Here is a 25980-nt window from a genome sequence, read left to right on the forward strand (position 1 = left end):
CACGCGCGCGTTGATGGGCCCACGAAAGCCCTGACCATCGAGGGGGTCGAGCCAATGGGTCGCGGCCGAGCCAAGGCCAAGCAGGTAAAGGTTGCCCGACAGCTCAAGTACAACAGCGGCAACACGGACCTCGACCGCCTGAAGAGCGAACTGGGAGTCAACGACTCCGGCGACGACTCCTATGACGAGCTCGCCGAGAAGTACGCGGACTTCGCAGAGGACTACGGCACGGAGGACCGTAAGGACGGCACCTCCGGTTGACCGGCTGACATGGCGCCACTGCCCGGATCCCGGGCAGTGGCGTTTGTTTGCCCCCTCAGGGGGAGGCCAGGGCCTGCTCCACCCCCGGCTCCTTCCGGCCGAGCAGCGCCGGATCGGGCCGTAGCGTGAGGCTCCGCATCGCCTTCAGCATCGCGAGCGGTTCGCGCACGTAACCCCGCACGGTGGCCTGCGTACGCGAACCGCCCATGCTGTCGTCCCCCACGCCCCAGGTCTCGATCCCCGCCGCCCGGCAGAGCGCGACCGCCCGCGGCAGGTGGAAGTCCTGCGTGACGACGGTCAGCTTCGTGACGCCGAAGATCCGTCTGGCGCGCGTGCAGGAGTCCCACGTCTCCAGCCCGGCGAAGTCCCGGACGATCTTGCTTTCGGGCACGCCCTTCCCCATCAGGTAGGCGCGCATCACCGTCGGCTCGTCATAGCCCCGGAACCGGTTGTCGCCGGAGACCAGCACCACCTTGACCTTGCCCCGCCGGTAGAGGTCCACGGCCAGATCCAGCCGCCGCGCGAGCAGCGGCGACGGCTGCCCGCTCCAGACCCCGGCCCCCAGCACCAGCGCGACCGGCGTCTCCGGCACGCCCTCCACCGAGTACCGATATCGGGCGGTGTCCGCGTACGCCCACCCCATCGGCGCCAGCACGGCGTACGCCCCAAGGCCGCCGAGAACGCCCAGAGGCCCCGCCCAGCGCCTCACCCATCCCCAGAGCCTCAGCAGCCTTCCCGCGCCCTCCTGAGCCCCCTCAGCCCGCCCCCGCATGAAGATCACACAACTAGGACGTCCCCACCACCACCGAAGTTCGCGCGTTATCCACAGAACGCGATTCCACTTCCCCGCCCCCACCGCCAAGAAGAGCATGAAGCCGACAGACCACCCGCCCCCAACCGGCGCACCCCCGAGGCCGCGAAACGAACCGAAGCCGGACGGTCCGACAAGCTCGCACGCCCACCGAGACCGGGATCTCAACAGCAGCCGAGGACCTGCGGCACACCAGCCACGAGAAGCCGCCTCACACCGAACACACAGCCCAAGAGCCCCAAACGGACCATCCGCCCACAAGGCCGTCGAACTCAGCAGAACGGAGGTGCCAGCGATGGCCGACAACAAGCCGCCAAGGCGGCCCCCAAACGGGAAACGTCAGCACACGAGAGCGATACCGGTACAGCGATGACCGACCACGCACTGTCGAGACGACTCTCCAAGCTGGAGACGTCAGGGCAGGAGGGCGATACCGACGTGGCGCCGACCGACGGCACACCGCCGAGACAGCCCCCCAAACGGGAGACGTCAGGACAGGAGGGCGGTACCGGTGCCCGGAACGACCTCACCGAGTTGCCAGGCGGGGACGCCACGGTCGGCGAGGACGCGGAGCGCTTCGTCGGCCGTGTCGGGGGCGACGATGGCGGCCATGCCGACGCCGAGGTTGAAGGTCTTGTCCATCTCCGCTTGGGGGACGTTCCCGTGGGCTTGGAGCGTCCGGAACACGGGTGGGACCTCCCACGAGGACCGGCGCAGCACGGCGTCCACGGTCGCGGGCAGGGACCGGGCCAGGTTGGCGGCCAGGCCGCCGCCCGTGATGTGGGCGAACGCGCGCACGCCGCCGAGCGCGGTGAGGGCGAGGCAGTCCTTGGCGTAGATGCGGGTCGGGGTGAGGAGCTCCTCGCCGAGCGACCGGCCGAGGTCGGCGGGCTCGGACTCCAGCGTGAGATCGGTCGTCGCCAGGATGTGGCGGACGAGCGAGTACCCGTTGGAGTGGATCCCCGACGACGCCATCGCGATGACGGCGTCGCCCGGCCGCACGCGCTCGGGCCCGAGCAGCTCGTCCGCCTCGACGACACCGGTCCCGGCGCCGGCGACGTCGAACTCGTCGGCTTCGAGGAGCCCGGGGTGCTCGGCGGTCTCGCCGCCGACCAGCGCGCATCCGGCGAGGGCGCACGCTTCGGCGATCCCGCCCACGATGTCGGCGACGCGCTCGGGAACGACCTTGCCGCAGGCGATGTAGTCGGTCATGAACAGCGGTTCGGCGCCGCACACCGCCAGGTCGTCGATGACCATGCCGACCAGGTCATGCCCGATGGTGGTGTAGACCCCGAGGCGCCGCGCCAGGTCGACCTTCGTGCCGACGCCGTCCGTGGACGTCGCGAGCAGCGGGCGCCGGTAGCGCAGGAACGCCGACGCGTCGAAGAGGCCCGCGAACCCGCTGGCGTCGTCCACGACCTCGGGCCGCCGCGACCGCGCGACCCTGGCCTTCATCAACTCGACGGCACGCTCTCCCGCCGCGATGTCGACTCCGGCGGCCTCATACGAGGTCATCTCGTCCTCTCGACGTGCACTTGCGCATCCAGTCCATCACCCGGCAGATCCCCCACCCTGGCATGGAAGGAGATCGACCACAGCCGCCCGTGGCCCCTCAGGAGCGGGTCACCTCAAGGAGGTGTTTCCCGCGTGCCGCCTCCTCCACCTCGATCGGGTAGACGCCGTCGAAGCAGGCGCGGCACAGGTTGTCCTTGGCGATGTGCGAGGCGGAGATCAACTCGTCCAGCGAGATGTACCCGAGCGAGTCGGCGCCGATGGAGTCGCGGACCTCCTCGACCGACAGGTTCCCGGCGATCAGCTCGGCGCGCGTGGCGAAGTCGATCCCGTAGAAGCAGGGCCAGGCGACGGGCGGGCTGGAGATCCGCACGTGGACCTCGGCCGCACCCGCGTCCCGCAGCATCGAGACGATCGCCCGCTGGGTGTTGCCGCGCACGATCGAGTCGTCCACCACGATCAGGCGCTTGCCCTCGATGGCCTCGCGCAGCGGGTTCAGCTTGAGGCGGATGCCCAACTGGCGAAGGGTCTGGGACGGCTGGATGAAGGTACGCCCGACATAGGAGTTCTTCACCAGCCCCTGGCCGTAGGGGATCCCGGACGCCTCGGCGTATCCGATCGCGGCCGGCGTCCCCGACTCCGGAGTGGGGATGACCATGTCGGCCTCGACGGGATGCTCGCGCGCCAGCCGGCGCCCGACCTCGACGCGGGTGGCCTGGACGCTGCGTCCGGCGATCGTGGTGTCCGGCCTGGCCAGGTACACGTACTCGAACAGGCAGCCCTTGGGCCGGGGCTCGGCGAACCGCTCGGAGTGCACGCCATCGCCGTTGATCGCGACCATCTCGCCGGGCTCGATCTCGCGGACGAAGCGGGCCCCGACGATGTCGAGCGCGGCGGTCTCGGACGCGACCACCCAGCCGCGGTCCTCAAGGTTGCCCAGGACGAGCGGGCGGATCCCCTCGGGGTCGCGCGCGGCGTACAGGGTCCCCTCGTCCATGAAGACAAGTGAGTAGGCACCCCGCGTAGCAGGAAGGATCTTCCGTGCCGCAGCCAACGGCCCCTCGTCGACCCGCGCCACCGGCTCATCGTGACCGTCATGGAGGAGCCTGGCCCCACCGTTCACCGAGGCGGCACCCTGCCCGAGGGAACGAAGATCTTCGGACGGGGCGGAAGTGTGGCCATTGTCACCACGCGCGTCCACCGCCCCGGAGGTCTCCGCGCGCTTGCCCTCGGTGGCGAGCAACGCGGCCAGCACCTCGGTGTCGCTGGTCGCGGTCAACACCCCGGGCTCCAGCCGCGCGGCGAGTTCGGGCGTGTTGATCAGGTTGCCGTTGTGGACCAGCGCCAACCCGCCCGAGTCGGTCGACCTGAAGGTGGGCTGCGCGTTCTCCCACGTGGGCGAGCCGGTCGTGGAGTACCGGCAGTGTCCGACGGCGATGTGACCACGGAGCGTGTTCAGCACCGACTCGTCGAAGACCTGGGCGACGAGGCCCATGTCCTTGAAAACGACGATGCGGGACCCGTCGCTGACCGCGATCCCGGCCGACTCCTGCCCGCGGTGCTGAAGCGCGTACAGGCCAAAGTAGGTGAGCTTGCTCACTTCTGCTCGCGACGCCTGGTCAGCGGGGACCCAGACGCCGAACACACCGCAGGCGTCCTGCGGGGAGCGGTCGGAGGGGTCGAGGTCGTGGCTCAGACGTCCATCACGGAGAGGCACGCGAACCAGTCTAGATGCCCCCTTCACCTGCTCCGATCGGCGCATCTCCTTAACCGGCCTTTACCCCCCGCACCCACCGGTTTCCCACGCCCGCAAAACCGCGGCCCCCAGAGGGGAGCAACTCTCACACCACCTCCCGAACACCGTCCCCAGCCCCCAGGCAGGCCACAAAACACAAACACCCACCACCGGCCTCACGCCCTACGCCCCGGCCAAGCCGCTCGGCCTCGCCGCCCGACCGACCTCCCCGCCCACAGCAACTCCGCGCACAGACTGACGGCACCAAGCCACCCTGCCCTGCCGCCCCACCCGGCTACGGCCCCTATCCCCGCCGATCCGCCGACGATGGCGAGCCACGCCAACTCGCTGGCCACGCATCCCTTGGGACCCTGGTCCGGCCCGACTCCCCAGACCGCAAGGCGCGAACGCCCGCCGCCGAAACCGCGCTCTGGGCCTCACGCCCCTGCCAGGAAGCTCGGGTCCCCCGCCCAGCCGACCTTCTTGCCCACAGCAACTCCGTACACAGGCGGACAGCGCCAGATCACACTGACCTGCAACCCCCCCATCTAGAGCCCCCTTGCGCACTCCGATTCCGCCCAGGCGGACGAGGCCGGGCCACGCCCGCTCGTCGGCCGCCCGCCCAAGACTCCCTGACTCACCCAGGTGCCGGGGGCAGACCCCCAGTGCCGAGACGCTCCCGTCTACTGGCCGCGAACCCTCGGCTCCCGCACAAGCTGACGAGGCCGGGCCACGCCCGCTCGCCGGCCACCCGCCCAGGACTCCCTGACTCACCCAGGTTCCGGGGGCAAGCCCCCAGCGCCGAGACGCGCCCGTCTACTGGCCGCGAAGCCTCGGCACTCTGGCTCACAGCGATTTGGGGCACGAGCAGGCGGCGTCTGACTGCGCTTGGCGGTGCTTGGCGGCGGCTGGCTGCGTCCCCACAGATCCGCAACCCCACAGCTCCGTGTCCCTGCGGCGCGCCCAGGGCGGGGTAGGCGTAGCGGCGCGGATGCGACGGCCATGACCGCGCGTTGCGTCACTGCATCTGCTGGCCGGCGTGCCTGACTTCGGCTCTGTGGCGCTGTCCGGCTCGCTCAGCAAGGCAGCATCCTGCGGCGGCGCGCTCGCGCCGGTTGGCCCCACCGCTGAGCCTTTGTCTGGAACTCCGTCCTGCTCTGCTGACGTGTTCGTGCGAGGTTCTCGCACGAACCTGGACCACAGGTAGAGGCGGCACGCCCTGCATGTCCTCGACTGTGGCGAGGAGATGTTCGCGGGACAGGCGAAGGTTGGTGTCGGGGTCGCTGGGCTGGGCTGGGCTGCCGAGTGGTGAGCACGGGGGTTGCGAGCGGTGGGCCTGGGCAGCGGCTTTGAGGGGGAGCGTCGGCTCCGGTGGTCGCGTCCGGGGTTGGGGCTTGGAGCCGCTCTGGTCCGGACGGTCTTGCCTCGGGCACCTCGCCCGATGTTCTTCCTGGCACGGTGGACCCGGGATAGAGGCGATTCCTCGGGGTGGGCGGCTGGCGTCGCGGGGGCGGCGCTCGTTTTGGCGGGGGCGCCCTGGCCTCTCCTTCCTGCTGGCGGCGTCACGTCCAGGATGTGGCGGGGGTTAGTCGGTGGGGAGGGGAAGGTGGGCGGAGAGGTCTGCTCTTGAGCCGCTGGCGCGGACGGTGCCGTTGGCTACGGCGTCGGGCCAGGTCAGGCGTCCGGTGGCGAGGGCGATCCAGGTGGTGGCGTCCATCTCGACCACATTTGCCGGTGTTCCCCGGGTATGGTGCGGGCCGTCGATGCACTGAACGGCGGCGTGCGGGGGGACGCGGACCTCCACCGACCGGCCGGGCGCGAGTTCCGCCAGGCGGTCGAGCAGGAACCGCACCGCGCCCTGGACGACCGGACGGGACGGCACGGCGGCCGCGGGACCGGCATCGAGCGAGGCCAGCACGGTGTCGAGGGCCGCGCGGCGCAGTTCGGCGGGCTCGTCCGGGCCGGTGTAGGGCGGCAGGCCGAGCGCGGCGCGCTGCTCGGTGAGGACGGCCGGGGACAGAGGTGTTCGGGGCATCGCGACCGACGCTACCGGGTCGTGGGCTAGGGCCGTCCGGCGGCACAACGCCACCGGGGCGGTAACAATGGACCCCGGTGCGAGACATGGGGGCGAAGGGGAACGGACGGCCGGGGACACGGGTCCCCGCAGGACACGGAGGTTCGTCAGATGCCCGAGGCGCTGCCCCTGCAGCCGGGTGACCCGCGAAGACTCGGCGCGTACGAGATCACGGGACGGCTCGGCGTCGGTGAGCAGGGCGCCGTCTTCCTCGGCAGGGACGCGGCCGGCGGTGTCGTGGCGGTGAAGCTGCTGCACGCCCGGCTGAGCGGGGAGCCCGTGGCGCGCTCGCGGTTCGCGGGTTCGTTCACGGCGGCGCGGAAGGTCTCCGGTTTCTCCACGGCCGCGATCCTGGACGCCGACGTGGAGGGCGACCGCGCCTACGTGGTGAGCGAGTGGGTGGACGGCCCGTCCCTCCAGCAGCTCGTGGAGGAGGAGGGCGTACGCGGCGGTGCCGTCGTCGAGCGCCTGGCGGTCGGTGCCGCGGTGGCCCTCGCCGCCGTCCACCGCGCCGGTGCCCTGCACCACGACCTGAAGCCGGGCAACATCCTGCTCGGACGGGCCGGGCCGAGGATGTGCGACTTCGGCATCGCCGGCGCCCTGGAGGCCGTCAACGCCACTCCCGCCGGACGGGTCGCCGAGGACCCCGCCTACAAGGCGCCCGAGCAGCTCAGCGGCCATGGCATCGGCGCGCCCGCCGACGTGTTCGCCTGGGCGGCGACGATCCTGTTCGCGGCCACCGGGAAGGCTCCGTTCGGGGACGATTCGCCGTCCGAGGTCATGCAGCGGATCGTCTACGACGACCCCGATCTGTCGGTCGTCCCCGAGTCGCTCCGCGAGGTGATGGCGGACGCCCTGGCCAAGGACCCCGCCCAACGTCCGACCGCCAAGATCCTGCTGGAACGCCTGCTGGACGACGGCGCGCCGCTGGCGGGACGCATGCCTTCCGCCACGGTCGCGGAGGGCCGCGCGCTCGCGTCGTCCTCCCAGATCATCGCCGGGACCGGCGAAGCGGCCGGTCAGGTGGGCTCCGGAGACCGCGTGCCCGATCCGACCGCGCCCGAGCCCGTGGTGTCCGACTCCGAGGGTTCCGGATCAGGAGCCCCCGACACCGGCTCGGCGGTGACCGCCCCTGGCGGGACGGGCATCGCCCCTCCCGCGCCGCCGTTCGGCGGTTCCGGCGGCGCGCCGGAGTCCGGCCCAACGAACCTCGGCCCCGTGCCCGGGCCGGGCGGCCCTGCGAATGCGCCCGGGCCCGGCAACTTCGGCGCCGTGCCTGGGGGTGGTGCGGCGGGGCCGTGGACGGCGAACTACGGTGCCGGGCCCGCGGGCGGTCCGCTCGTACCGCCGCGGTCACCCATGGGGGCTCCGCCTCCGCCGTCCGGAGACGCTCCCAAGAAGGACGAGCCCTCGCCGACGGAGCTCGACCCGGCGGCCTTCGAAGCGACCGCCGCGTTCTCCCCGGTGGGCGGGGGCGAGTCGACGACGGTGCTTGAGATCGGTTCACCGAACGACCAGACGGCCGCGTTCACGTCGGTCGAGCCGGACGGCTCGCACGACCGCACCCAAACGGGCCCGCACCTCATCCCGGGGCTGAAGCCCTCGCGGGAGAGCGGCGAGCAGCGGCGGTTCAACCCGGGGCTCGCACTCGGGAAGCTGCGCCGTCCGAGCAACCATGTGCTGGGTGTCGCGCTCTCCCTGACCATCGGCGTGGGGGTCGGCATCGCGATCATCGCGCTGGTGCTGTGGCCGCAGCTCAAGGGCGACGACGCCGGGCCCACGGTGGACAAGACGACCTCCGACCGTCCGGTGACCGCGATCCCGCCCTCGTTCGCCGGGACGTGGAAGGGGACGGTCGTCAACACCAACCGCAACGCCTCGTTCCCCATCGAGGTCACGTTCGAGACGGGCGGCAGGACCGCGCGGGCCGTCTATCCGCGGGAGAGGTGCACCGGAACGCTCACGCTGAGCAAGGGGACGGAGCAGACCCTCAACATGGACCTGGTCATCCCCAAACCGTGCACGAACGGCATCGTGCGCGTCCTCCGCGAACCGGACGGGACGCTCCAGTACACCTGGAGCAAGCCCGGCACCCAACTCGGCTACGCGGGCAAGCTGAGCCGCGGCTGAGGCCCCGAGCCGGTGAGTCCGTCGCACTCGCCCGGCAGGTCGCCGCTGGTGGAGGTCCCCGCGCCCTCGGCAGGGCCGCCCCACCCGGCTCCAGCGCCCGTTCGCGTGGAGGGGACGGTGTCCGGCTGTAAAGGGCGGCGTCCGGCGGCGGATCGAGGATGACCGATTTACCAGTCATGTCGTGATAGATCCGCTAAGGTTCCCCTCGGCTAGCCCCCCGGACGTGGCGGTCTGGCCTCCGAGAACGCCGTTCCCCGGGCAGAAGGAGACGTCTTGCGGGCTGTCCACCGAAGGCTCTTGCTGGTCGGCGCGGTCGTGGCGGGTGTGGGCGGCGCGGCCGCACCGCCGGTGCTCGCCGATGACCCCTCACCGTCGTTGGTGCAGGTCAGGGCGGCCGAGGGCACTCCGCTGCCCGGCCGGTACATCGTCACCCTGAAGGCGGGCGCGTCCACCGGCGACGCCGCCGAGAAGGTCGACGCGACCGGGGTGCAGAGGTTCGACGGCGTGCTGAACGGTTTCGCGGCGCGGCTGAGCGACCGGCAGCTCGGCGAGCTGCGCCGGGACAGGCGGGTCGCCGCGATCGAGCAGGACCAGGTCGTGAAGATCGCGTCCAGGACCCAGCGCGCGCCGCTGCCGTGGGGGCTCGACCGCATCGACCAGCGCGGGCGGAAGCTCTCCAAGTCCTACACCTACAGCGCGACCGGCAGCGGCGTGACGGCCTACATCATCGACTCCGGGCTCGTCACGACGCACAAGGAGTTCGGCGGGCGCGCCGCGGTCGCGTGGAAGGCGGCCGGGTTCGCCGACGGCAACGACTGCAACGGGCACGGGACGCATGTCGCGGGCATCATCGGGTCCAAGTCCTACGGCGTCGCCAAGAACGTGAAGCTGCGGGCGCTGCGCGTGCTCGACTGCAAGGGCGAGGGCTCGTTGTCGAGCCTCGTCGCCGCCGCCCAGTGGCTGCGCACGCACGCCGCGAAGCCGGCGGTCGCCAACATCTCGATCGGCGGGCCGAAGTCGGCGGCGCTCAACACGGCGGTGACGAACCTGTCGAAGTCGGGCGTGTTCGTGTCGGTCGCAGCGGGCAACGAGAACGTCGACGCGTGCCGGACGTCGCCCGCCAGTGCGGGATGGGTCATGACGGTCGGCGCGACGACCGTCTACGACAACCGGGCGTCCTGGTCCAACTGGGGCAGGTGCGTGGACATCAGCGCCCCCGGCTACGGGATCACCTCCACCTGGAAGAACGGCGGCCACAAGTCCCTCAGCGGGACGTCGATGGCCGCGCCGTACGTGAGCGGCGTCGCGGCGCTCTACCTGACGACGCACCGCAAGGCCACGTTCCCGACCGTCCAGAAATGGCTGAACGACAACTCCACCAAGAACTCCCTGGGGCACCTGCGGGGGCAGGCGAACAGGCTGCTTTACAAGGGCAAACTATGAACCTCATCACATAAGTCGGCCCGGCTCCCGGCAGGGAGCCGGGCTTCTCGGGCTTCGAGCCGTCGCGGCGGCCCGCTGGGTGTTTAATCTTGGCGGGGCGACGGACGGCCCCACCCAGTCCGATGCCATGATCGGTCGGCGCGACGCCCGGAGATCCCGGGCACGCCGGTCGGCGGGCCGAATCCCAGGGCGCGCGCCCGGGAACCGGGGACCCACCAGCCGGGACGACCCGGCCGGGGTGAATTCGCAGGCCGGGAGGCCCGCGATAGGGCGCACTCCAGCCCGAACCCGTCAGCTAACCCGGTAGGCCAACGAGGAGAGGAGCAGCCGTGGAGACCCCCACCTCCACCCTCCGGCGCGCCGCGGTGGCGCTGGTGGCCGTCGCCACCGCCGGACCCCTGGCGAGCGGCGCGGTCCCGTCCTCGGCGGCCGAGCCCTCCGCCGCCGCGCTCGCGGCCGACCCGGGCGACAGCGGCAAGTTCGGCAGGCTCAACGCCCAGATCGAGCGGCTCGACAAGGCCTACGGCGGCGACCTCGCCAAGCTGAAGGACGCCCGGTACGCGGCGAAGAAGGCGCTGGACGAGTCGAAGGTCCTCCAGTCCGACCTCAACGAGGCCCGCGACCTCGTCGCCCAGATGGCCGCGTCCCAGTACATGACGGGCGGGCAGGACCCCGCCGTCTCGATCATCACCAGCGGCAACCCGTCCGACTCGCTGAGCAACGTCAGCCTGGTCAGCCATCTGGCGCAGAACAAGGCCGCCAAGGTCGCCCAGATCCAGACGCTCGTCTCCAAGCAGGACAAGGCCCGCCAGGAGGCGCAGCAGAAGATCACGGAGTTGCAGAAGGAGATCAAGGAACTCCTCGCGCAGAAGAGCCGCATCAGGAGCCTGGTCAAGAAGTACAAGCCCGAGTCGCCGAGCGTCGGCATGGGCGGTGTGACGCCCCGCATGCTGAAGGTCAAGAACACCATCGACATGGAAGAGGGCCCGTTCCCGACGATCGGCTGCGTCCGCAGCACCGGCGACCCGCAGGACCACGGCACCGGGCACGCCTGCGACTTCATGGTGACCACCGGCGGGCAGATGGCCAGCGGCAGCGCCCAGTCCCTCGGCGACCGCACCGCCGCCTACGCGATCGCGCACGCGAGCGCCCTCGGCATCAAGTACATCATCTGGCGGCAGCGCATCTACGACCTGCGCAGCCCCGGCTGGCGCTCCATGGAGAACCGGGGCGGCGTGACCGCGAACCACTACGACCACGTCCACATCTCGGTCTTCTAGCCGGACTCCTGTCAGGGGGGCTCGGTAGGGTGGCGCGCATTGGAGACCGGTCTGAGCACCCGTCAGGGTCCGCGGCTCAGGGAGGGTGGGTACGGAACCGCTCCCGGATACGTCCCGGAGTCGGCAGAATCCCGTGACCCCGCCCTCCTTCCCGTCGCCGGACGCGGTCAGGGAATGCCGGAGCGGTGCGGAGGGACGGCACGGTTCCGCCGGAAGGAAACGCGGCGGCGGGGCTCCACGGCCGTTCGTATGAGGGCGCGGGCGGCGCCGGGTACGGGTTCGAACACGGCGATGGCCGTGTAGTCGTCAGTGCACACGACCCACGGGTGCGTGTCCCATGTGTTCACCCCGAACGTCGCCCCCGGACGCAGATGCTGGTACGGCTGGCGTTCGCCGTCGAAGTCGATCCAATAGATCCACACGTGGTCGTCGCGGAGATTGACGAACCTCACCTGCGCCTCGGCGCCGCCGTCCTCCGAACGCGACGACCCCTCGATCGCGGGCGGCAGCGGCTTCAGTTCGGCCGGGCCCTTCCTCGACCGGTGGCCCTGCGCCCAGCCGAGTCCGGTGGCGGCGAGCGTCATGGTGCCCCAGAGCGCCGCGACCCAACTGGCCCGCTCGACGCCGTCCCAGTTCCGTTCCGAATACCAGGCCAGGAAGGTCGCCAGAAGTCCGGTCATCAGCCAGCAGACCACCAGCGTCCATCGCCACCCGTTGCCCCGTCGGCCACTCATGGCTACATCGTGGATCCGTCCGGCATCCGGCTTAGGGGTTTGTCCACATGGGGACGGAACGCGAAAGGGCGCCCCGATCGGGGCGCCCTTTCGGAGCGGATTCGCCGGGGTCAGTTGGCGTAGCTCGGCAGCATGCGCTCGTGCGCCTCGCGCAGTTCGGCCAGCGGGATCGAGAACAGCTCCTGCTGCTCGCCCTCGGCCCCCCTGCCCGTCACGCTGAGCGCGTCGCCGCCCGCGACGCCGATCTGGGTGACCGGGACGCCCGCGGCCTCGCACAGCGCCGCCAGGCGCGCCTCGGCGCCGGGGCTCACGGCCACCATCGCGCGGGCGACCGACTCGCTGAACAGTGAGACGAACGGGTCGCCCGGCAGGGTGATCCGCGCGCCGAGGCCGCCGCGCAGGCACGACTCGACGAGGGTCTGCGACAGGCCGCCGTCCGACAGGTCGTGGACGGCGGTGACCAGCCCGTCGCGGGCGGCCTGGATCATCACCCCGGCCAGCGCCGACTCCGCCTTCAGGTCGACCAGCGGCGGCAGGCCGCCCAGGTGGCCGTAGACCACGTGCGCCCATTCCGAGCCGCCGAACTCCTCGCGCGTCTCGCCGAGCAGCGCGATCGTGGCGCCGTCGGAGGTGAGCGACATGTTCACGCGGCGGCGCACGTCGTCGTGGACGCCGAGGACGCCGATGACCGGGGTCGGGTTGATCGGGGTCGTGCCGGTCTGGTTGTAGAAGCTGACGTTGCCGCCCGTCACCGGGACGCCGAGGTACTGGCAGGCGTCCGCCAGGCCCTCGACCGCGCGCGCGAACTGCCACATGACGCCCGGGTCCTCGGGGGAGCCGAAGTTGAGGCAGTTGGTGACGGCGAGCGGGCGGGCGCCCGTGGCGGCCACGTTGCGGTAGGCCTCCGACAGCGCGAGCTGGGCGCCGGCGTACGGGTCGAGGCGCGTGTAGCGGCCGTTGCCGTCCAGCGACAGCGCGATGCCCAGGCCGGACTCGTCGTCGACGCGGACGACGCCCGCGTTGTCGGGCATCGCCAGCACCGTGTTGCCGAGCACGTAGCGGTCGTACTGGGACGTCACCCACGTCTTGCTCGCGAGGTTCGGCGAACCGGCCAGCCACAGGACGGTGCGGCGCAGCTCGTCCCCCGAGGTCGGACGGGTCAGCCGCCCCGGCGTGTCGGACTGGAGCGCGCCGAGGTCGTGCGGCGGCGCGTACGGGCGCTCGTACACCGGGCCCTCGTCGGCGGCGGTGCCCGGCGGGATGTCGACGATCGTCTCGCCCCGCCAGGTCATGACCAGCCGACCGGTGTCGGTGACGGTGCCGATGACCGTCGCCGGGATCTCCCAGCGGCCGCAGATCTCCATGAAGCGGTCGACCTTGTCGGGCGTGACCACCGCCATCATGCGCTCCTGCGACTCGCTCATGAGGATCTCCTCAGGGCGGAGCGTCGCGTCCCGCAGCGGGACCGTGTCGAGGTCGACGTGCATGCCGCCGGTGCCCGCGGCGGCCAGCTCGGTCGTCGCGCACGACACCCCGGCCGCGCCGAGGTCCTGGATGCCGACCACGAGGTCCTCGGCGAACAGCTCCAGGCAGCACTCGATGAGCAGCTTCTCCATGAACGGGTCGCCGACCTGGACGCTCGGCCGCTTCTGGTGCGACTCCTCGTCGAAGGTCGCCGAGGCCAGCACGGACGCGCCGCCGATGCCGTCGGGGCCCGTCGTCGCGCCGAACAGGATCACCTTGTTGCCGGGGCCCGGGGCGATCGCGCGCTGGATCTCGTCGTGCTTCAGCACGCCCACGCACAGCGCGTTCACCAGCGGGTTCTGCGCGTAGCAGGCGTCGAACACGGTCTCGCCGCCGATGTTGGGCAGGCCGAGGGAGTTGCCGTAGCCGCCGACCCCGGCCACCACGCCGGGCAGCACCCGCTGGGTGTCGAGGGCGTCGGCCGGGCCGAAGCGCAGCGAGTCCATGACGGCGATCGGACGCGCGCCCATCGACATGATGTCGCGGACGATGCCGCCGACGCCGGTCGCGGCGCCCTGGTAGGGCTCCACGTAGGACGGGTGGTTGTGCGACTCGACCTTGAACGTGACCGCCCAGCCCTGGCCGATGTCGACGACGCCCGCGTTCTCGCCCATGCCGACGAGCAGCGCGTCGGTCTTCGGCGCCTTGTCGCCGAACTGGCGCAGGTGCACCCTGGAGCTCTTGTAGGAGCAGTGCTCGCTCCACATGACCGAGTAGATCGCCAGCTCGGACGAGGTGGGGCGGCGGCCGAGGATCTCGCGGACCCGCCGGTACTCCTCCTCCTTCATGCCGAGCTCGGCATAGGGCTGAGGACGCTCCGGAGAGGCGGCGGCGATCGCGACGGTGTCGGTGCCCGGCTCGACCGGGACGACCGCGGGCTGCGGCCCGGTGCCGGGACCGGGGCCGAACCCGGGGCCGTCGACCACGGGCTGCGGACCCGTGCCCGTGATCGCGGGCTGCGGGCCGGTTCCCGGCCCGTTGACGGCGGGCTGCGGGCCGGTGCCCGGACCGTCGATCGCGGGCTGCGGGCCGGTGCCCGGACCGTCGATCGCGGGCTGCGGGCCGGTTCCGGGGCCGTTGACGGCCGGGTGGGGGCCCGTTCCGGGGCCGTTGACCGCGGGCTGCGGGCCCGTGTTCGGTCCGACGGCCGGCTGCGGGCCGGTTCCGGGGCCCTCGACGGCGGGCAGCGGGCCGGTTCCGGGGCCGTTGACCGCGGGCTGCGGGCCCGTGTTCGGCCCGTCAGACCCGGTGATGGGCTGGACGTACTGCGGACCGGTCCCGAGGGCCGGCTGCGGGCCCGTCCCCAGCGGCCCCTGGGCCAGCGGATCCGACCCGGGGTCGAGGGACGGCTGCGGACCGGTGCTCACCACGGGCTGCGGGCCCGCACCCGTGCCGACGACGGGCTGCGGGCCGGTGCCGACCGCGGGCTGCGGGCCGGTGCCCGAGACGCCCGGCGCGTCCGGCACGGAAGGCTCGGGTGCGCCCGACCCGTTCAGGTCGGGCGCGGTGTAGGCGGGGTCGCCCGCGGGAGACGCGGGAGGGGACGGAGGCGCCGGCACCGACGTGCCCTCCTCCGCGAGCGCCCGCGCGAACTCGGGCGTGACCTCCATGGGCGGCTGCCCGCCCATGGACGGGTCGCCTGGCCCACCGAACGGCTCCACGAAAGGAGCGGGGGCGGGAGCGGGCACGGGGGCGGAGGCCGGAGCGGGCCGCTCGATCCGCTCGCCCTCCTCCAGCATCGCCTCGAACGCCTGCGTCACCGCCGGGTCGACGGGCGAGAGCTCGGGGTCGTCGGCGTCGGACTTCAGCTCGCCGAGCCACTCCAGCGACGGCTCGTCGGAGTCGCGTCCGGCGCCGCCGGAGCCGTTCTCGACGAAGTCGTCCGCGGGCCCGGGGCCGGGCGCCGCGTCGCGGGCGCGGTCGGTCCGTCCGGACGCGTTGGGCCGTTGCTCGCTCATGCGTTGACCAGTCTCTTGATGATCGAGGTGAAGAAGCCGAGCCCGTCGGTGGACGGGCCGGTCAGCGACTCCGCGGCGTGCTCGGGGTGGGGCATGAGCCCGACCACGTTGCCCGCCTCGTTGCAGATCCCGGCGATGTCGTCCAGGGAGCCGTTGGGGTTCAGGTCGAGGTAGCGGGCGACGATCCGGCCGGAGTCGGCGAGCTCGGTCAGCGTCTCCCGGTCGGCGACGTAGCGGCCGTCGACGTTCTTGATCGGGATCACCAGCTCCTGGCCCTCGCGGTACTCGCTCGTCCAGGCGGTCTCGGCGTTCTCGACGCTGAGCCGCTGGTCGCGGCACACGAAGTGCAGGCCCGCGTTGGGCAGCAGCGCCCCCGGGAGCAGGTGCGACTCGCACAGCACCTGGAAGCCGTTGCAGATGCCGAGGACGGGCAGCCCGCCCTTCGCGGCGTCCACCACCTCGGCCATCAGCGGCGCGAACCGGGCGATCGCTCCGGCTCGCAGATAGTCCCCGTAGGAGAACCCGCCGGGCAGGACGACGGCGTCCACCCCTCGCAGGTCGTGGTCGCCGTGCCAGAGGGCGACCGGCTCGGCGCCGGCCAGCCGTACGGCCCGTGCGGCGTCCTTGTCGTCTAGGGAACCAGGGAAGGTGATGACCCCTACCCGGGCAGCGTCCATCTCTACTGTTCCTCCGAAATGAGGTGTCGCCGGAACGAGCGGGTCTCCTCCGCTGATCACCCCGCCGCGCGTAACATTCCCCCCGCGCGCGTACCAATCTACCCGGCGCTGTGCATGAGCCTGCGTTCGAGGCTCCCCACCGGTGCCTCGTCTTGCCAGGTCAGCCGCTTCTGCAGGTGGACGACGGTGCCCCGGTCGGGTGAGGAGTCGATGCTGAGGTCGTCCACCAGCGCCCGCATGATCCTAATGCCGCGCCCCGACTCGCTCAAAACGCCGGGGTCGCGCGGGGCGGGACGCGGGCCGCGTCCCCAGTCGGTGACGGTGAGCGAGCAGCCGTCCTCGTCCACGTGCCCGGTGACCTCGTAGTCGCCGGTCGCGCGGGCGTGCTGGATGACGTTCGTGCACGCCTCGGACGCGGCGACGAGAATGTCCGCGACGCAGTCGTCCGCGACTCCGAGCCCCCGCAGGGAGTCGCCCACCACCCGACGGACCACCGGAATGCTCAACGCCTCCCGCGGCAGCGCGAGCGAGATTCTCATTTCCACCGGAGACACCCCGTGTTTGCCCCGGCTCCCTGGTCAGGCCCCCGGTACCGGAGCGTGCTCGACGGACTCGACGCAGCTAACACTTCCCCGGCGGAATCTTCCGTAATCGCTATAGTGTCGGCTCTTTCGCGTAAAGCCGGCCGCCGCGAAGCCCAACGTGAAATGGCACACGTCCCCTGGAACGCACCAGCCACGTTGCGCAACGGGACATCACCGAGCGATATATTCCACGCTATTCCCGACTAGAGAACGCGGATTTCGAAGTTCTCGATGACCGGGTTGGCCAGCAGCGTCTCGGCGATCGTGTGGACGCGCTCCAGCGCCGCCTCGTCGGCGGGCCCCTCCACCTCCACCTCGAACCGCTTGCCCTGCCGGACGGCGACGACGCCCTCGTACCCCATCTGCGGGAGTTTCCGCGCGATCGCCTGACCCTGCGGGTCGAGGATCTCCGGTTTCAGCATGACGTCCACGACGACACGCGCCACGACCGCCCCCTCACTGGTCTGCGCTTTCTTTGCGTTCCTGACGTACGACAACGATCCTGAAGCGTACGGCAACGATCCCGAAGCGTACGGCACCATGGCTTGACGGACCCCATCCCCTCCCCCGGAGCCGCCCGATGAACATCGAGGATCTGACCCCCTCGGAGCGCCGCCTCTGGGAGGCGTTCCCGCGCGGCGAGTCCGTCGACCTGGGCACGGGCGACCCGGCGCTGGACGATCCGGGCGGCACCGCCTACTGGGGGCAGGACCGCTCGGTCAGGGCGGAGGTCCTCGTCGCGCTGCTCGTCGGCGCCGTGGACCCCGTCCCCGGGCAGGTCCCCGCCGTGCGGCTCAGCGGCGCGCGGGTCACCGGCTCGCTGAACCTCGGCCACGCGGAGGTCCACGTCCCGCTGGCGCTGACCGGCTGCGCCTTCGACGAGGCGCCGCACCTGTACTGGGCGAGCATGAACAGCGTCCACCTGATGCGCTGCCGCCTGCCGGGCCTGATCGCGTCCGGCACGCGCGTGGACGGCCACCTGTGGCTGGAGGGCAGCCGCATCTCCGGCGGCCTCTGGCTGGACGGGGCGAACATCACCGGCATCCTGAACATGTCGGGCGTGCACCTGTCCAACCCCGGCGGGGACGCGCTGCTCGCCGACCGCCTCACCGTCGAGGCGAACGTCTACTGCGACCAGGGCTTCGTGGCCAACGGCGAGGTCCGGCTGCCCGGCGCCCGGGTCGGCGGCCAGCTGATCTTCCGGGAGGCGCGGCTGCACAACCCGTCCGGGTCCGCCCTGTACGCGAGCCGCCTGGACGTGGCCGCGAACGTCTTCTGCGACGGCGGGTTCAGCGCCGAGGGCGAGGTGCGGCTGCGCGGCGCCCGCGTCGGCGGCTACCTGTCGTTCGTCGGCGCCCACCTCACCCACCCCGACCGGACGGCGCTCAACGCCGACGACCTCGCCGTCGAGACCGACGTCTACTGCTCGGACGGCTTCACCGCCATCGGCGCGGTCAGCTTCGCCGGCGCGCGTGTCGCCGGGCAGCTCAGCCTGCGCGGCGCGCACCTGCGGCACGAGAAGGGCACCGCGCTCAGCCTCCAGCGCCTCCAGGCCGAGGAGCTGCTGCTGCGTCCCGCCGAGCCGATCAGCGGCGTCGCGGACCTCTCCTACGCGCGCATCAACCTCCTGCGCGACGACGCGAAGACCTGGCCGGACCGCCTCCAGCTCGACGGCCTCCAGTACGAGACGCTGGAGCCGCCGCTCACCGCCCGCGACCGGCTCGCCTGGCTGCGCCGCGACACCGACGGCTACGCGCCGCAGCCCTACGAGCGCCTCGCGCAGACCTACCGCGCCCTCGGCCTGGACGCCGACGGGCGCTCGATCCTGCTCGCCAAGGCCCGCGACCGCCGCCGCACGCAGGGCGTCTCCCGCAAGATCGTCGGCTGGTTCCAGGACGCGCTGGTCGGCTACGGCTACCGGCCGTTCCGCGCGGCGAGCTGGCTGGTCGGGCTGCTCGCGTTCGGGACGATCGTCTTCTCGCTGCACAAACCCGACGTCCTGGACGACGGCCACAAGCCGCATTTCAACGCGTTCTTCTACACCCTCGACCTGCTCCTGCCCATCGGCAGCCTCGGCCAGGAGGTCGAGTTCGCGCCGAAGGGCGTCTACCAGTGGATCGCCAACTTCATCGTCGCGGCGGGCCTGCTGCTCGGCCTGACCGTCGCCGCCGGGGCCACCCGCGCCCTCTCCCGCGAGTGATCCGCGCCCGGCCCGCCCATGTGATCCACGTCTCCCATCCGAGGCTTTAGCGGGGATTTGGCCCGGAGTTGGCGGGGAGGATGAAGGTGGACGTGGTGCGGATCACGTCGGAACCGGCTGACCGGGGGAAAGCGGGACGGTACGTCCCCGGGTGACCGCTCCACGTGACCGCGAGCGCGTTGCGCCGGAACCCGAGGAAACCGGGCTTGCGTGGCGGGGTGTGAGGTCTGCCACCATGGCGTTAGCGGCTTTTGTCCCTTACCGGGGGCCGGGTCGCCGAAGTCGGCCGGTGGACGGCGATCCCGTGTACCGGCCCCGAACGAGGAGTGTCATCGATGACGATCGACTCCGTGCGCGGCGCGCCAGACACCCCCGGGCTCGCCGAGCCCGAGCTCGTGCAGCTGCTCACCCCCGAGGGTGAGCGTGTCGAGCATCCCGACTACCCGCTCGACCTCAGTGCCGAGGATGTCCGCGGGCTGTACCGCGATCTCGTGATCACCCGGAAGCTCGACCTGGAGGCCGTGGCGCTGACCCGCCAGGGCGAGCTGGGGCTGTGGGCGTCGCTGCTCGGCCAGGAGGCCGCGCAGATCGGCTCCGCGCGGGCGCTGGGCGAGCACGACATGGTGTTCCCGACGTACCGCGAGCACGGGGTGGCGTGGTGCAGGGGCGTCGATCCGCTGCGGCTGCTCGGCATGTTCCGCGGCGTGAACCACGGCGGCTGGGACCCCGCGGAGCACAGGTTCCACCTCTACACGATCGTGATCGGCAGCCAGACGCTGCACGCCACGGGGTACGCGATGGGCATCCAGCGGGACGGGGTGCTCGGCACGCCGTCCGCCGGGGCGACGATCGCCTACTTCGGCGACGGCGCGACCTCGCAGGGCGATGTGCACGAGTCGTTCGTGTTCGCCTCGGTGTTCAACGCGCCGATCGTGTTCTTCTGCCAGAACAACCAGTGGGCGATCTCCGAGCCGCTGGAGCGGCAGTCGCGGATCCCGCTGTTCAAGCGCGCGCAGGGCTACGGCTTCCCCGGCATCCGGGTGGACGGCAACGACGTGTTCGCCTGCCTCGCCGTCACGCGGAGGGCGCTGGAGAACGCGCGGACGGGCCAGGGCCCGACGCTCGTCGAGGCGTTCACCTACCGGATGGGCGCGCACACCACCACCGACGACCCCACGCGCTACCGGCTGAAGGCCGAGGAGGAGGCGTGGAAGCTCAAGGACCCGATCGAGCGGGTCAAGGCGTACCTGGTGCGCGGCGACCTCGCGGACGCGGCGTTCTTCGAGGCGGTCGACGACGAGGCGAAGGCGACCGCGAAGGACCTGCGGGAGCGGTGCCTGGCGCTGCCCGACCCCGGCCCGCTGACGATCTTCGAGAACGTGTACGCGGAGGACCATCCGCTGATGACCGAGGAGCAGGAGCGGTTCGCCGCGTACCTGGCGTCGTTCGAGGAGGAGGCGTCGTGACGACCCTGACGCTCGGCAAGGCGATGAACACGGGCCTGCGCAAGGCCATGGAGAACGACCCGAAGGTCCTCGTGATGGGCGAGGACGTCGGCAAGCTCGGCGGCGTCTTCCGGATCACCGACGGGCTCCAGAAGGACTTCGGCGAGGAGCGGGTCATCGACACCCCGCTCGCCGAGTCGGGCATCGTCGGGACGGCGATCGGGCTCGCGCTGCGCGGGTACCGCCCGGTCGTGGAGATCCAGTTCGACGGGTTCGTGTTCCCGGCGGCCGACCAGATCATCACCCAGCTCGCGAAGATGCGGATGCGCTCGCTCGGGGCGCTGTCGCTGCCGGTCGTGGTGCGGATCCCGTGCGGCGGCGGCATCGGCGCGGTCGAGCACCACTCGGAGTCGCCGGAGGCGTACTTCACGCACACGGCGGGGCTGCGGGTGGTGAGCTGCTCCAACCCGGTGGACGCCTACTCGATGATCCAGCAGGCGATCGCCTCCCCCGACCCGGTGATCTTCTTCGAGCCCAAGCGGCGGTACTGGGACAAGGCCGAGGTCGACACCGAGTCGACCGACTGGACGCCGCTGCACGCGGCGAAGGTCGTCCGGCCGGGCGAGCACGTGACGGTGCTGGCCTACGGGCCGTCGGTGAAGACGTGCCTGGAGGCGGCCGCCGCTGCCGCCGAGGACGGACGCTCGGTCGAGGTCATCGACCTGCGCTCGCTCAACCCGCTCGACATCGACACGGTGACGGCCTCGGTCGACCGGACGGGCCGCTGCGTCGTCGTCCACGAGGCGCCGGTGTTCAACGGCTACGGCGCCGAGCTGGCCGCGCGGATCACCGAGCGGTGCTTCTACCGGCTGGAGGCCCCGGTGCTGCGGGTCGGCGGCTTCTCCACGCCGTACCCGCCGTCGCGGGTCGAGGAACAGTACCTGCCCGACCTCGACCGCATCCTGGACGCGGTCGACCGGACCTTCGCGTGGTGACGCCGGTGAGCCCGAAGCAGTTCCGCCTCCCGGACGTGGGCGAGGGCCTGACGGAGGCCGAGATCGTCAGGTGGCACGTCCAGCCGGGTGACGAGGTCGAGATCCACCAGATCATCGTCGAGATCGAGACGGCGAAGGCGATCGTCGAGCTGCCCTGCCCGTACGAGGGCGTGGTGACCGAGCTGCTGGTCTCCGAGGGGCAGACGGTCGATGTCGGCGTCCCGATCATCACGGTGGACACCGGCGGCGACGGCGCCGCCGCGCAGCCCGGCCAGGCGGCCGAGCAGGCGGCGCCCCAGCAGGCGGACGCACCGGCCATGAACGAGCCGGGCACGGTCACGCCCGACCAGCCCAAGCGCCAGCCCGTCCTCGTCGGGTACGGGGTCCGCGAGGGGGCGACCAAGCGCCGTCCCCGCAAGGGCTCGGCCCAGGGCTCGGCCAACGGCGCGCCGCCCCCGCCCCCGCCGCCGACCACCGCCCCCGTGGCCCTGGCGCCGCCGGCCCAGGCTACGGCCCCGAAGGTCCCCGCCCAAGGTTCTCCACAGCCTGTGGACAACGGCCTGCCGCTGGCCAAGCCGCCGGTCCGCAAGCTGGCCAAGGACCTCGGCGTGGACCTCACCGCGATCGTCGGGACGGGTCCGCAGGGCTCCATCACGCGCGACGACGTCCAGGCGGCGCAGGCCGCACAGGCCGCACAGGCCGCACCGCAGGCCCCGCAGGGCGCCCGCGAGGAGCGGGTGCCGGTCAAGGGCGTGCGCAAGGCGACCGCCGCCGCCGTGAGCGGTTCGGCGTTCACCGCGCCGCATGTCACCGAGTTCCTCCAGGTGGACGTCACGCCCACCATGGAGACCGTGAAGCGGCTGCGCGACCTGCCCGAGTTCGCGGACGTGAAGGTGTCCCCGCTCCTGCTGGTGGCGCGGGCGCTGCTCACCGCCGTTGCGCGGCACCCGATGGTGAACTCCTCCTGGTCGGACGGCCCGGACGGCGCCGAGATCGTGGTCAAGCACTACGTGAACCTCGGCATCGCGGCGGCCACCGACCGGGGCCTGATCGTCCCGAAGGTGAAGGACGCGCAGGCGCTGGGCCTGCCGGGCCTCGCGCGCGCGTTGAACGAGCTGACCGCGAAGGCGCGCGCGGGCAAGGCGTCCCCCGCCGACCTGACCGACGGGACCATCACGATCACCAACGTGGGGGTGTTCGGCGTCGACGCCGGGACCCCGATCATCACCCCCGGCGAGGCCGCGATCCTGGCGTTCGGCCAGATCAGGGACATGCCGTGGGTGCACGAGGGCGAGCTGGCGATCCGCAAGGTGACCACGCTGTCGCTGTCGTTCGACCACCGCGTCATCGACGGCGAGCTGGGCTCGAAGGTCCTCCGCGACATAGGCGACCTGCTGGCGGACCCACTCCGCCTGCTGGCGGTCTCTCCGTAACATCGCCCCAGCTCAAGGTGCGGGCCGCCGAACCAACGACCGGCCCGCACCTTCGGCCTTCCGCCTGACCTCGCGCTCGCGGGCGGCGAGACGTTCGATGATGTTCCCCAGATAGGCCATCTTGTCGGGATTCTCGCGCTTGCCCTGAAAGTAGTACTGCGTCTCAGTGGCGACCTCGTCCGAGAACTGCCGGCAGGCGGCGAGGGCGTCATGGAGGGTGGCCGGCTCCTCAGGAGCTTTCACGGGCCCACCCTTCCGGGACGCGGCGGCAGGGGCACGGGGGAAGGACCGTGCCGCCGCGTCGTCGGAGTGCAGCCCGCCCGGAACTGACGGTCACCGGGTAGGCGGCGGGCACGGACCTGCCCGAGGCGGCGAGTCCGTGCCTGTCGTGCGGCGAGTTCAACGACGCCCCACGGCGGTGGACTCAGCTCCTCGACCGACTCATTTTGAAGATCACCTTAGAGATCGCCGATGACCCAGTAAGCTCACCCGAAATCGGGACCAGGTCGGTCGAATTCGTTATGCCTGGCCAGAGGGCGATGGTGAATATGGAAGCGAACATGAGCCCGGAGGTGCGACGTCTCGGTTCGCCCATCCTCGCCAGAGAGCCGGACGTGCGGACCGCGCTGAACCTGCTGGCCGCCGGCCCGGCCGGGCTTGTGATCACCGGGGAAGCGGGGGCGGGCAAGAGCGCCCTGGCCCGCCAGGTGCTCGGGCGTCTTCAGGCCGATGGCTGGGGAGTAGCCGCCGTCGTGGGCAAATGGTCTCCGCAAGAGTTGTTCCGAGGCGTCAGAGAGGCCTTCTTCGGTTGGGGCGAGGAACTCCCTCCGGAGCTGGCGCGCATGATGGAGACCCTCACTCTGGCTCCGTCGGACGACGCCATGTTCGACACGGCCTGCCGACTGCTGAGCAGGTTCCCTCTGGTCCTGCTCTTCGACGACCTGGGCCAGAACCTGGGTGGCACGGGCTGGCTGGATCCCGGCTTCGGCGAGGCGTTCGACCGGCTGTGCCAGGCCGCCGATCGGGGCCGGGTGCTGGTGACCAGCCGGACGCCGCTACCGCCGTCGACCATGGACAAGCGGCTCGGTGTCCTACGGCTCGGCCCCTTGGACCTCACCGCGGGAACCGAGCTGGCCGCTGGACTGCCCTTCCTGTCCACGCTGGATCCGGCCACCCGGGAGCGAGTGGTCCGCACGTCCACGCCGCACCCGCGGTCCCTGCAACTGGTCGACGATTGGCTGTCGGCGAACCCCGCGGGGGCGGAGGCGCGGCTCGCGGCCGTGACACCAGGGGCCGAGCCGCTCGGTCTCGTCCTGGCCGAGCTGACTGGGCAACAGCGGGAGACATTGCTCCAGGCCGCGGTCTCCACCGTCCCGATCACCGCACGCGACCTGGCCGTGGCCTGCGACACCGGCGATCCGGACGTGCGGCACCGCCCGGAACCCGAGCGGATGGCGCTCAACAGCGTGCGGGCCACCGTGGCCCGGCTCGCCGAGCTCGGGTTGCTCAACGCGTGGGAGGGGTGGGGCGGGGAGACCGTCTACTTCGCCGACCGCTGGATCGCGGAGATGCTGGCGCCGTACCAAGGCCCCGCAATCGCCGACCGCCACGAGCGCGCCCTGAACATGCACTACAGCCGCACACACGACGGCGGCACGTTCGGCGACTACGTCGCGGTCTGCCGGCATCTGGTGGCGGTCCAGGGGATGGGCGATCTGACGGCCTTCGTCCTCGGCGTGGTCGAGAGCCTGGAGACGGACGCCGAGTACGCGGGAATGGCGCTGCTGGGGGAGATGACGCCGTACGTGCCGGGAGGGAACGGCCATCACCGTCAGATCCGTGACCACCTGGTCGCCATGTTGGGCCGGCACGGCTTCCCACGCGCCGCACGGGAGGTGGCCGAACGATCCTTGTCCTCCGTGGCGGAGTGGGCCGCCACTCACCCGCAGCGCGACGAGGCCCGGTTCTGCCTCGGCGCCGCATACGACACCTGCGGCCAGGCCCGGTTCGCCGACGGCCGGCTGGCGGCGGCCGAGGACGCGCTCACGGTCGCCGTGAACATCTACCACGAGCTGGCAGCCGAGCATCCGACCTTTATGGAGGCAGACCAGCGGCTCGCCAACTCGCTGCAGCACCTCGGCGAGGTGTACCGCGTGCTCGATCTGCCGGAGCACAAAGACAAGGAATACGAGATCTGGGCCGAGTGCTCAACGATCCGTACCCGGCTCTTCCAGGCGAATAAGGGCCCGGAAACGGCCATGGAGGCGAGCCTGGCCTTCCAACGCCTCGCCGGCCTGGCCAAGGGCGACGGCGATCGGGACAACGCACTGAGACTGCTGAGCACCCGCCTCACGATGATGGAGGCGGTGGCGGAGATGTATCCGTTCGACGAGGAACTCGCCGCAGAACTCGCCGGTGCCAGGGAGGGGGTCGCCGCCCTCAACACGCCCGTCGCCTCCACCACCGGTGGCCCTGAGCAGGCGGGACGTCTCGGCGGGGAGGCGGACATGCCAAAGGGGGCGGCGAGGGTCATCGAAATCCTGAGGCAAGGGCCGTTCGCCTTCAACCAGTGGCGTGCCGACAACGCGGAGGAGGAACTCGATCTTTCCGGTGCCGATCTGCGCGGATTGGACCTCGACAAGATGGCGTTCGCCGGCGCCAATCTCGCCGGTGCGGATCTGTCGCGCGCCTCCGCACGCGGCGCGGTCTTTTCCGGTGCCGACCTGACCGGCGCCAATCTCGCCGGTGCCGACCTGACCGAGGCGGGGTTCGGCTACAGCGAGATGGTCAACGCGACCATCGCCTTCACGCGGCTGGGCAAGGCGATGATCCAGCCGGCGATCCTGGACGGCGCGGTCTTCACCGGCGCGACCCTCGACCACACCTCGTTCCGCGAATGTGACCTGGCCGATGTCGACCTGCGCGAATGCGACCTGAGCACGCTGGATCTCCGGCGCACCAGCCTGGACGGTGCGATCACCGACACCGCCTGATGACGGCGGGAATCGCCGCCGAATAGGCCGTTCTCACCGGATGGCTCCACGCGGCGCTCGCCCGCGAAGGCAAGGCCGGACTCCCAGCCGACCGACAGGGCGCCGAGTGGGTCACCGAGTTCGACGAGATTCTCGCGCGGGATCGAAGCGAGGGCACGCCGCCCGGCGTGGCGCCGTAGCGGCACCTTCAC

Annotated in this window: 19 protein-coding genes and 1 riboswitch; of the genes, 9 read left to right on the forward strand and 10 right to left on the reverse strand. The window is 71.5% G+C overall.

Going from position 1 to position 25980, the window contains the following annotated elements:
* The first annotated feature begins 54 nt into the window (after positions 1-54).
* The gene (locus KLI87_RS00840; RefSeq protein ID WP_131954916.1) at positions 55-261 is read left to right on the forward strand and encodes a DUF3073 domain-containing protein; all 207 of its coding nucleotides are present in this window, start codon (positions 55-57) and stop codon (positions 259-261) included.
* Positions 262-316: 55 nt separating this feature from the next.
* On the opposite strand, the gene KLI87_RS00845 is transcribed toward KLI87_RS00840, so the two are convergent.
* The 4 genes from KLI87_RS00845 to KLI87_RS00865 form a co-directional block, all read right to left on the reverse strand.
* Entirely contained in the window at positions 317-916 is a 600-nt protein-coding gene (locus KLI87_RS00845) for an ElyC/SanA/YdcF family protein (RefSeq protein ID WP_308165798.1), read from the reverse strand.
* Between the two features lie 645 nt (positions 917-1561).
* Positions 1562-2587 (reverse strand): phosphoribosylformylglycinamidine cyclo-ligase, encoded by a 1026-nt coding sequence (gene purM, locus KLI87_RS00850; protein ID WP_214615451.1) that lies wholly within the window; start codon positions 2585-2587, stop codon positions 1562-1564.
* Between the two features lie 97 nt (positions 2588-2684).
* On the reverse strand, positions 2685-4346 hold the full coding sequence (purF, locus tag KLI87_RS39620) for an amidophosphoribosyltransferase (protein WP_250903446.1): 1662 nt from the start codon (positions 4344-4346) through the stop codon (positions 2685-2687).
* Between the two features lie 1558 nt (positions 4347-5904).
* Positions 5905-6354 (reverse strand): sterol carrier family protein, encoded by a 450-nt coding sequence (locus KLI87_RS00865; protein WP_156217387.1) that lies wholly within the window; start codon positions 6352-6354, stop codon positions 5905-5907.
* Positions 6355-6504: 150 nt separating this feature from the next.
* Between KLI87_RS00865 and KLI87_RS00870 the strand changes: the two genes are divergently transcribed.
* The 3 genes from KLI87_RS00870 to KLI87_RS00880 all read left to right on the forward strand — a co-directional run bounded on the left by KLI87_RS00870 (position 6505) and on the right by KLI87_RS00880 (position 11246).
* On the forward strand, positions 6505-8523 hold the full coding sequence (locus KLI87_RS00870) for a serine/threonine-protein kinase (RefSeq protein ID WP_214615452.1): 2019 nt from the start codon (positions 6505-6507) through the stop codon (positions 8521-8523).
* 273 nt (positions 8524-8796) lie between these two features.
* Positions 8797-9966: a S8 family peptidase gene (locus tag KLI87_RS00875; RefSeq protein ID WP_214615453.1), complete on the forward strand. Its 1170-nt coding sequence runs from the start codon at positions 8797-8799 to the stop codon at positions 9964-9966.
* Between the two features lie 165 nt (positions 9967-10131).
* A riboswitch (cyclic di-AMP (ydaO/yuaA leader) is annotated at positions 10132-10292 on the forward strand.
* Positions 10293-10295: 3 nt separating this feature from the next.
* Positions 10296-11246, forward strand: a complete 951-nt coding sequence (locus KLI87_RS00880; RefSeq protein ID WP_214615454.1) for a hypothetical protein — start codon at positions 10296-10298, stop codon at positions 11244-11246.
* Between the two features lie 167 nt (positions 11247-11413).
* Here the strand turns inward: KLI87_RS00880 and KLI87_RS00885 are convergent, their stop codons facing one another.
* The 5 genes from KLI87_RS00885 to purS form a co-directional block, all read right to left on the reverse strand.
* The gene (locus tag KLI87_RS00885) at positions 11414-11980 is read right to left on the reverse strand and encodes a hypothetical protein (RefSeq protein ID WP_156217384.1); all 567 of its coding nucleotides are present in this window, start codon (positions 11978-11980) and stop codon (positions 11414-11416) included.
* Positions 11981-12090: 110 nt separating this feature from the next.
* The gene (purL, locus tag KLI87_RS00890) at positions 12091-15462 is read right to left on the reverse strand and encodes a phosphoribosylformylglycinamidine synthase subunit PurL (protein WP_308165800.1); all 3372 of its coding nucleotides are present in this window, start codon (positions 15460-15462) and stop codon (positions 12091-12093) included.
* Positions 15459-16139: a phosphoribosylformylglycinamidine synthase subunit PurQ gene (gene purQ / locus KLI87_RS00895; protein WP_214615455.1), complete on the reverse strand. Its 681-nt coding sequence runs from the start codon at positions 16137-16139 to the stop codon at positions 15459-15461. Before purQ ends, purL begins: the two co-directional genes overlap by 4 nt.
* Positions 16140-16237: 98 nt before the next feature.
* Entirely contained in the window at positions 16238-16678 is a 441-nt protein-coding gene (locus KLI87_RS00900) for an ATP-binding protein (protein WP_156217604.1), read from the reverse strand.
* 248 nt (positions 16679-16926) lie between these two features.
* Positions 16927-17169 (reverse strand): phosphoribosylformylglycinamidine synthase subunit PurS, encoded by a 243-nt coding sequence (gene purS, locus KLI87_RS00905; protein ID WP_214615456.1) that lies wholly within the window; start codon positions 17167-17169, stop codon positions 16927-16929.
* 134 nt (positions 17170-17303) lie between these two features.
* Between purS and KLI87_RS00910 the strand changes: the two genes are divergently transcribed.
* From KLI87_RS00910 to KLI87_RS00925, 4 genes are all read left to right on the forward strand, one after another.
* Complete coding sequence (locus KLI87_RS00910) at positions 17304-18923, forward strand: hypothetical protein (protein WP_156217381.1); 1620 nt, start codon at positions 17304-17306, stop codon at positions 18921-18923.
* Positions 18924-19258: 335 nt separating this feature from the next.
* Positions 19259-20389: a pyruvate dehydrogenase (acetyl-transferring) E1 component subunit alpha gene (pdhA, locus tag KLI87_RS00915; protein WP_214615457.1), complete on the forward strand. Its 1131-nt coding sequence runs from the start codon at positions 19259-19261 to the stop codon at positions 20387-20389.
* A complete protein-coding gene (locus KLI87_RS00920; protein WP_214615458.1) occupies positions 20386-21363 on the forward strand; it encodes an alpha-ketoacid dehydrogenase subunit beta in 978 nt (325 codons plus the stop codon). Before pdhA ends, KLI87_RS00920 begins: the two co-directional genes overlap by 4 nt.
* A 5-nt stretch (positions 21364-21368) precedes the next feature.
* Entirely contained in the window at positions 21369-22796 is a 1428-nt protein-coding gene (locus KLI87_RS00925; RefSeq protein WP_308165801.1) for a dihydrolipoamide acetyltransferase family protein, read from the forward strand.
* A 12-nt stretch (positions 22797-22808) separates the two neighbouring features.
* Here KLI87_RS00925 and KLI87_RS00930 read toward each other — a convergent pair whose 3' ends face one another.
* Positions 22809-23039: a hypothetical protein gene (locus tag KLI87_RS00930; protein ID WP_214615460.1), complete on the reverse strand. Its 231-nt coding sequence runs from the start codon at positions 23037-23039 to the stop codon at positions 22809-22811.
* 317 nt (positions 23040-23356) lie between these two features.
* Between KLI87_RS00930 and KLI87_RS00935 the strand changes: the two genes are divergently transcribed.
* Positions 23357-25789, forward strand: a complete 2433-nt coding sequence (locus KLI87_RS00935; RefSeq protein ID WP_214615461.1) for a pentapeptide repeat-containing protein — start codon at positions 23357-23359, stop codon at positions 25787-25789.
* The last annotated feature ends 191 nt before the right edge of the window (positions 25790-25980 follow it).

The organism is Actinomadura sp. NEAU-AAG7, from assembly GCF_018603865.1.
GTDB lineage: Bacteria > Actinomycetota > Actinomycetes > Streptosporangiales > Streptosporangiaceae > Spirillospora > Spirillospora litoris.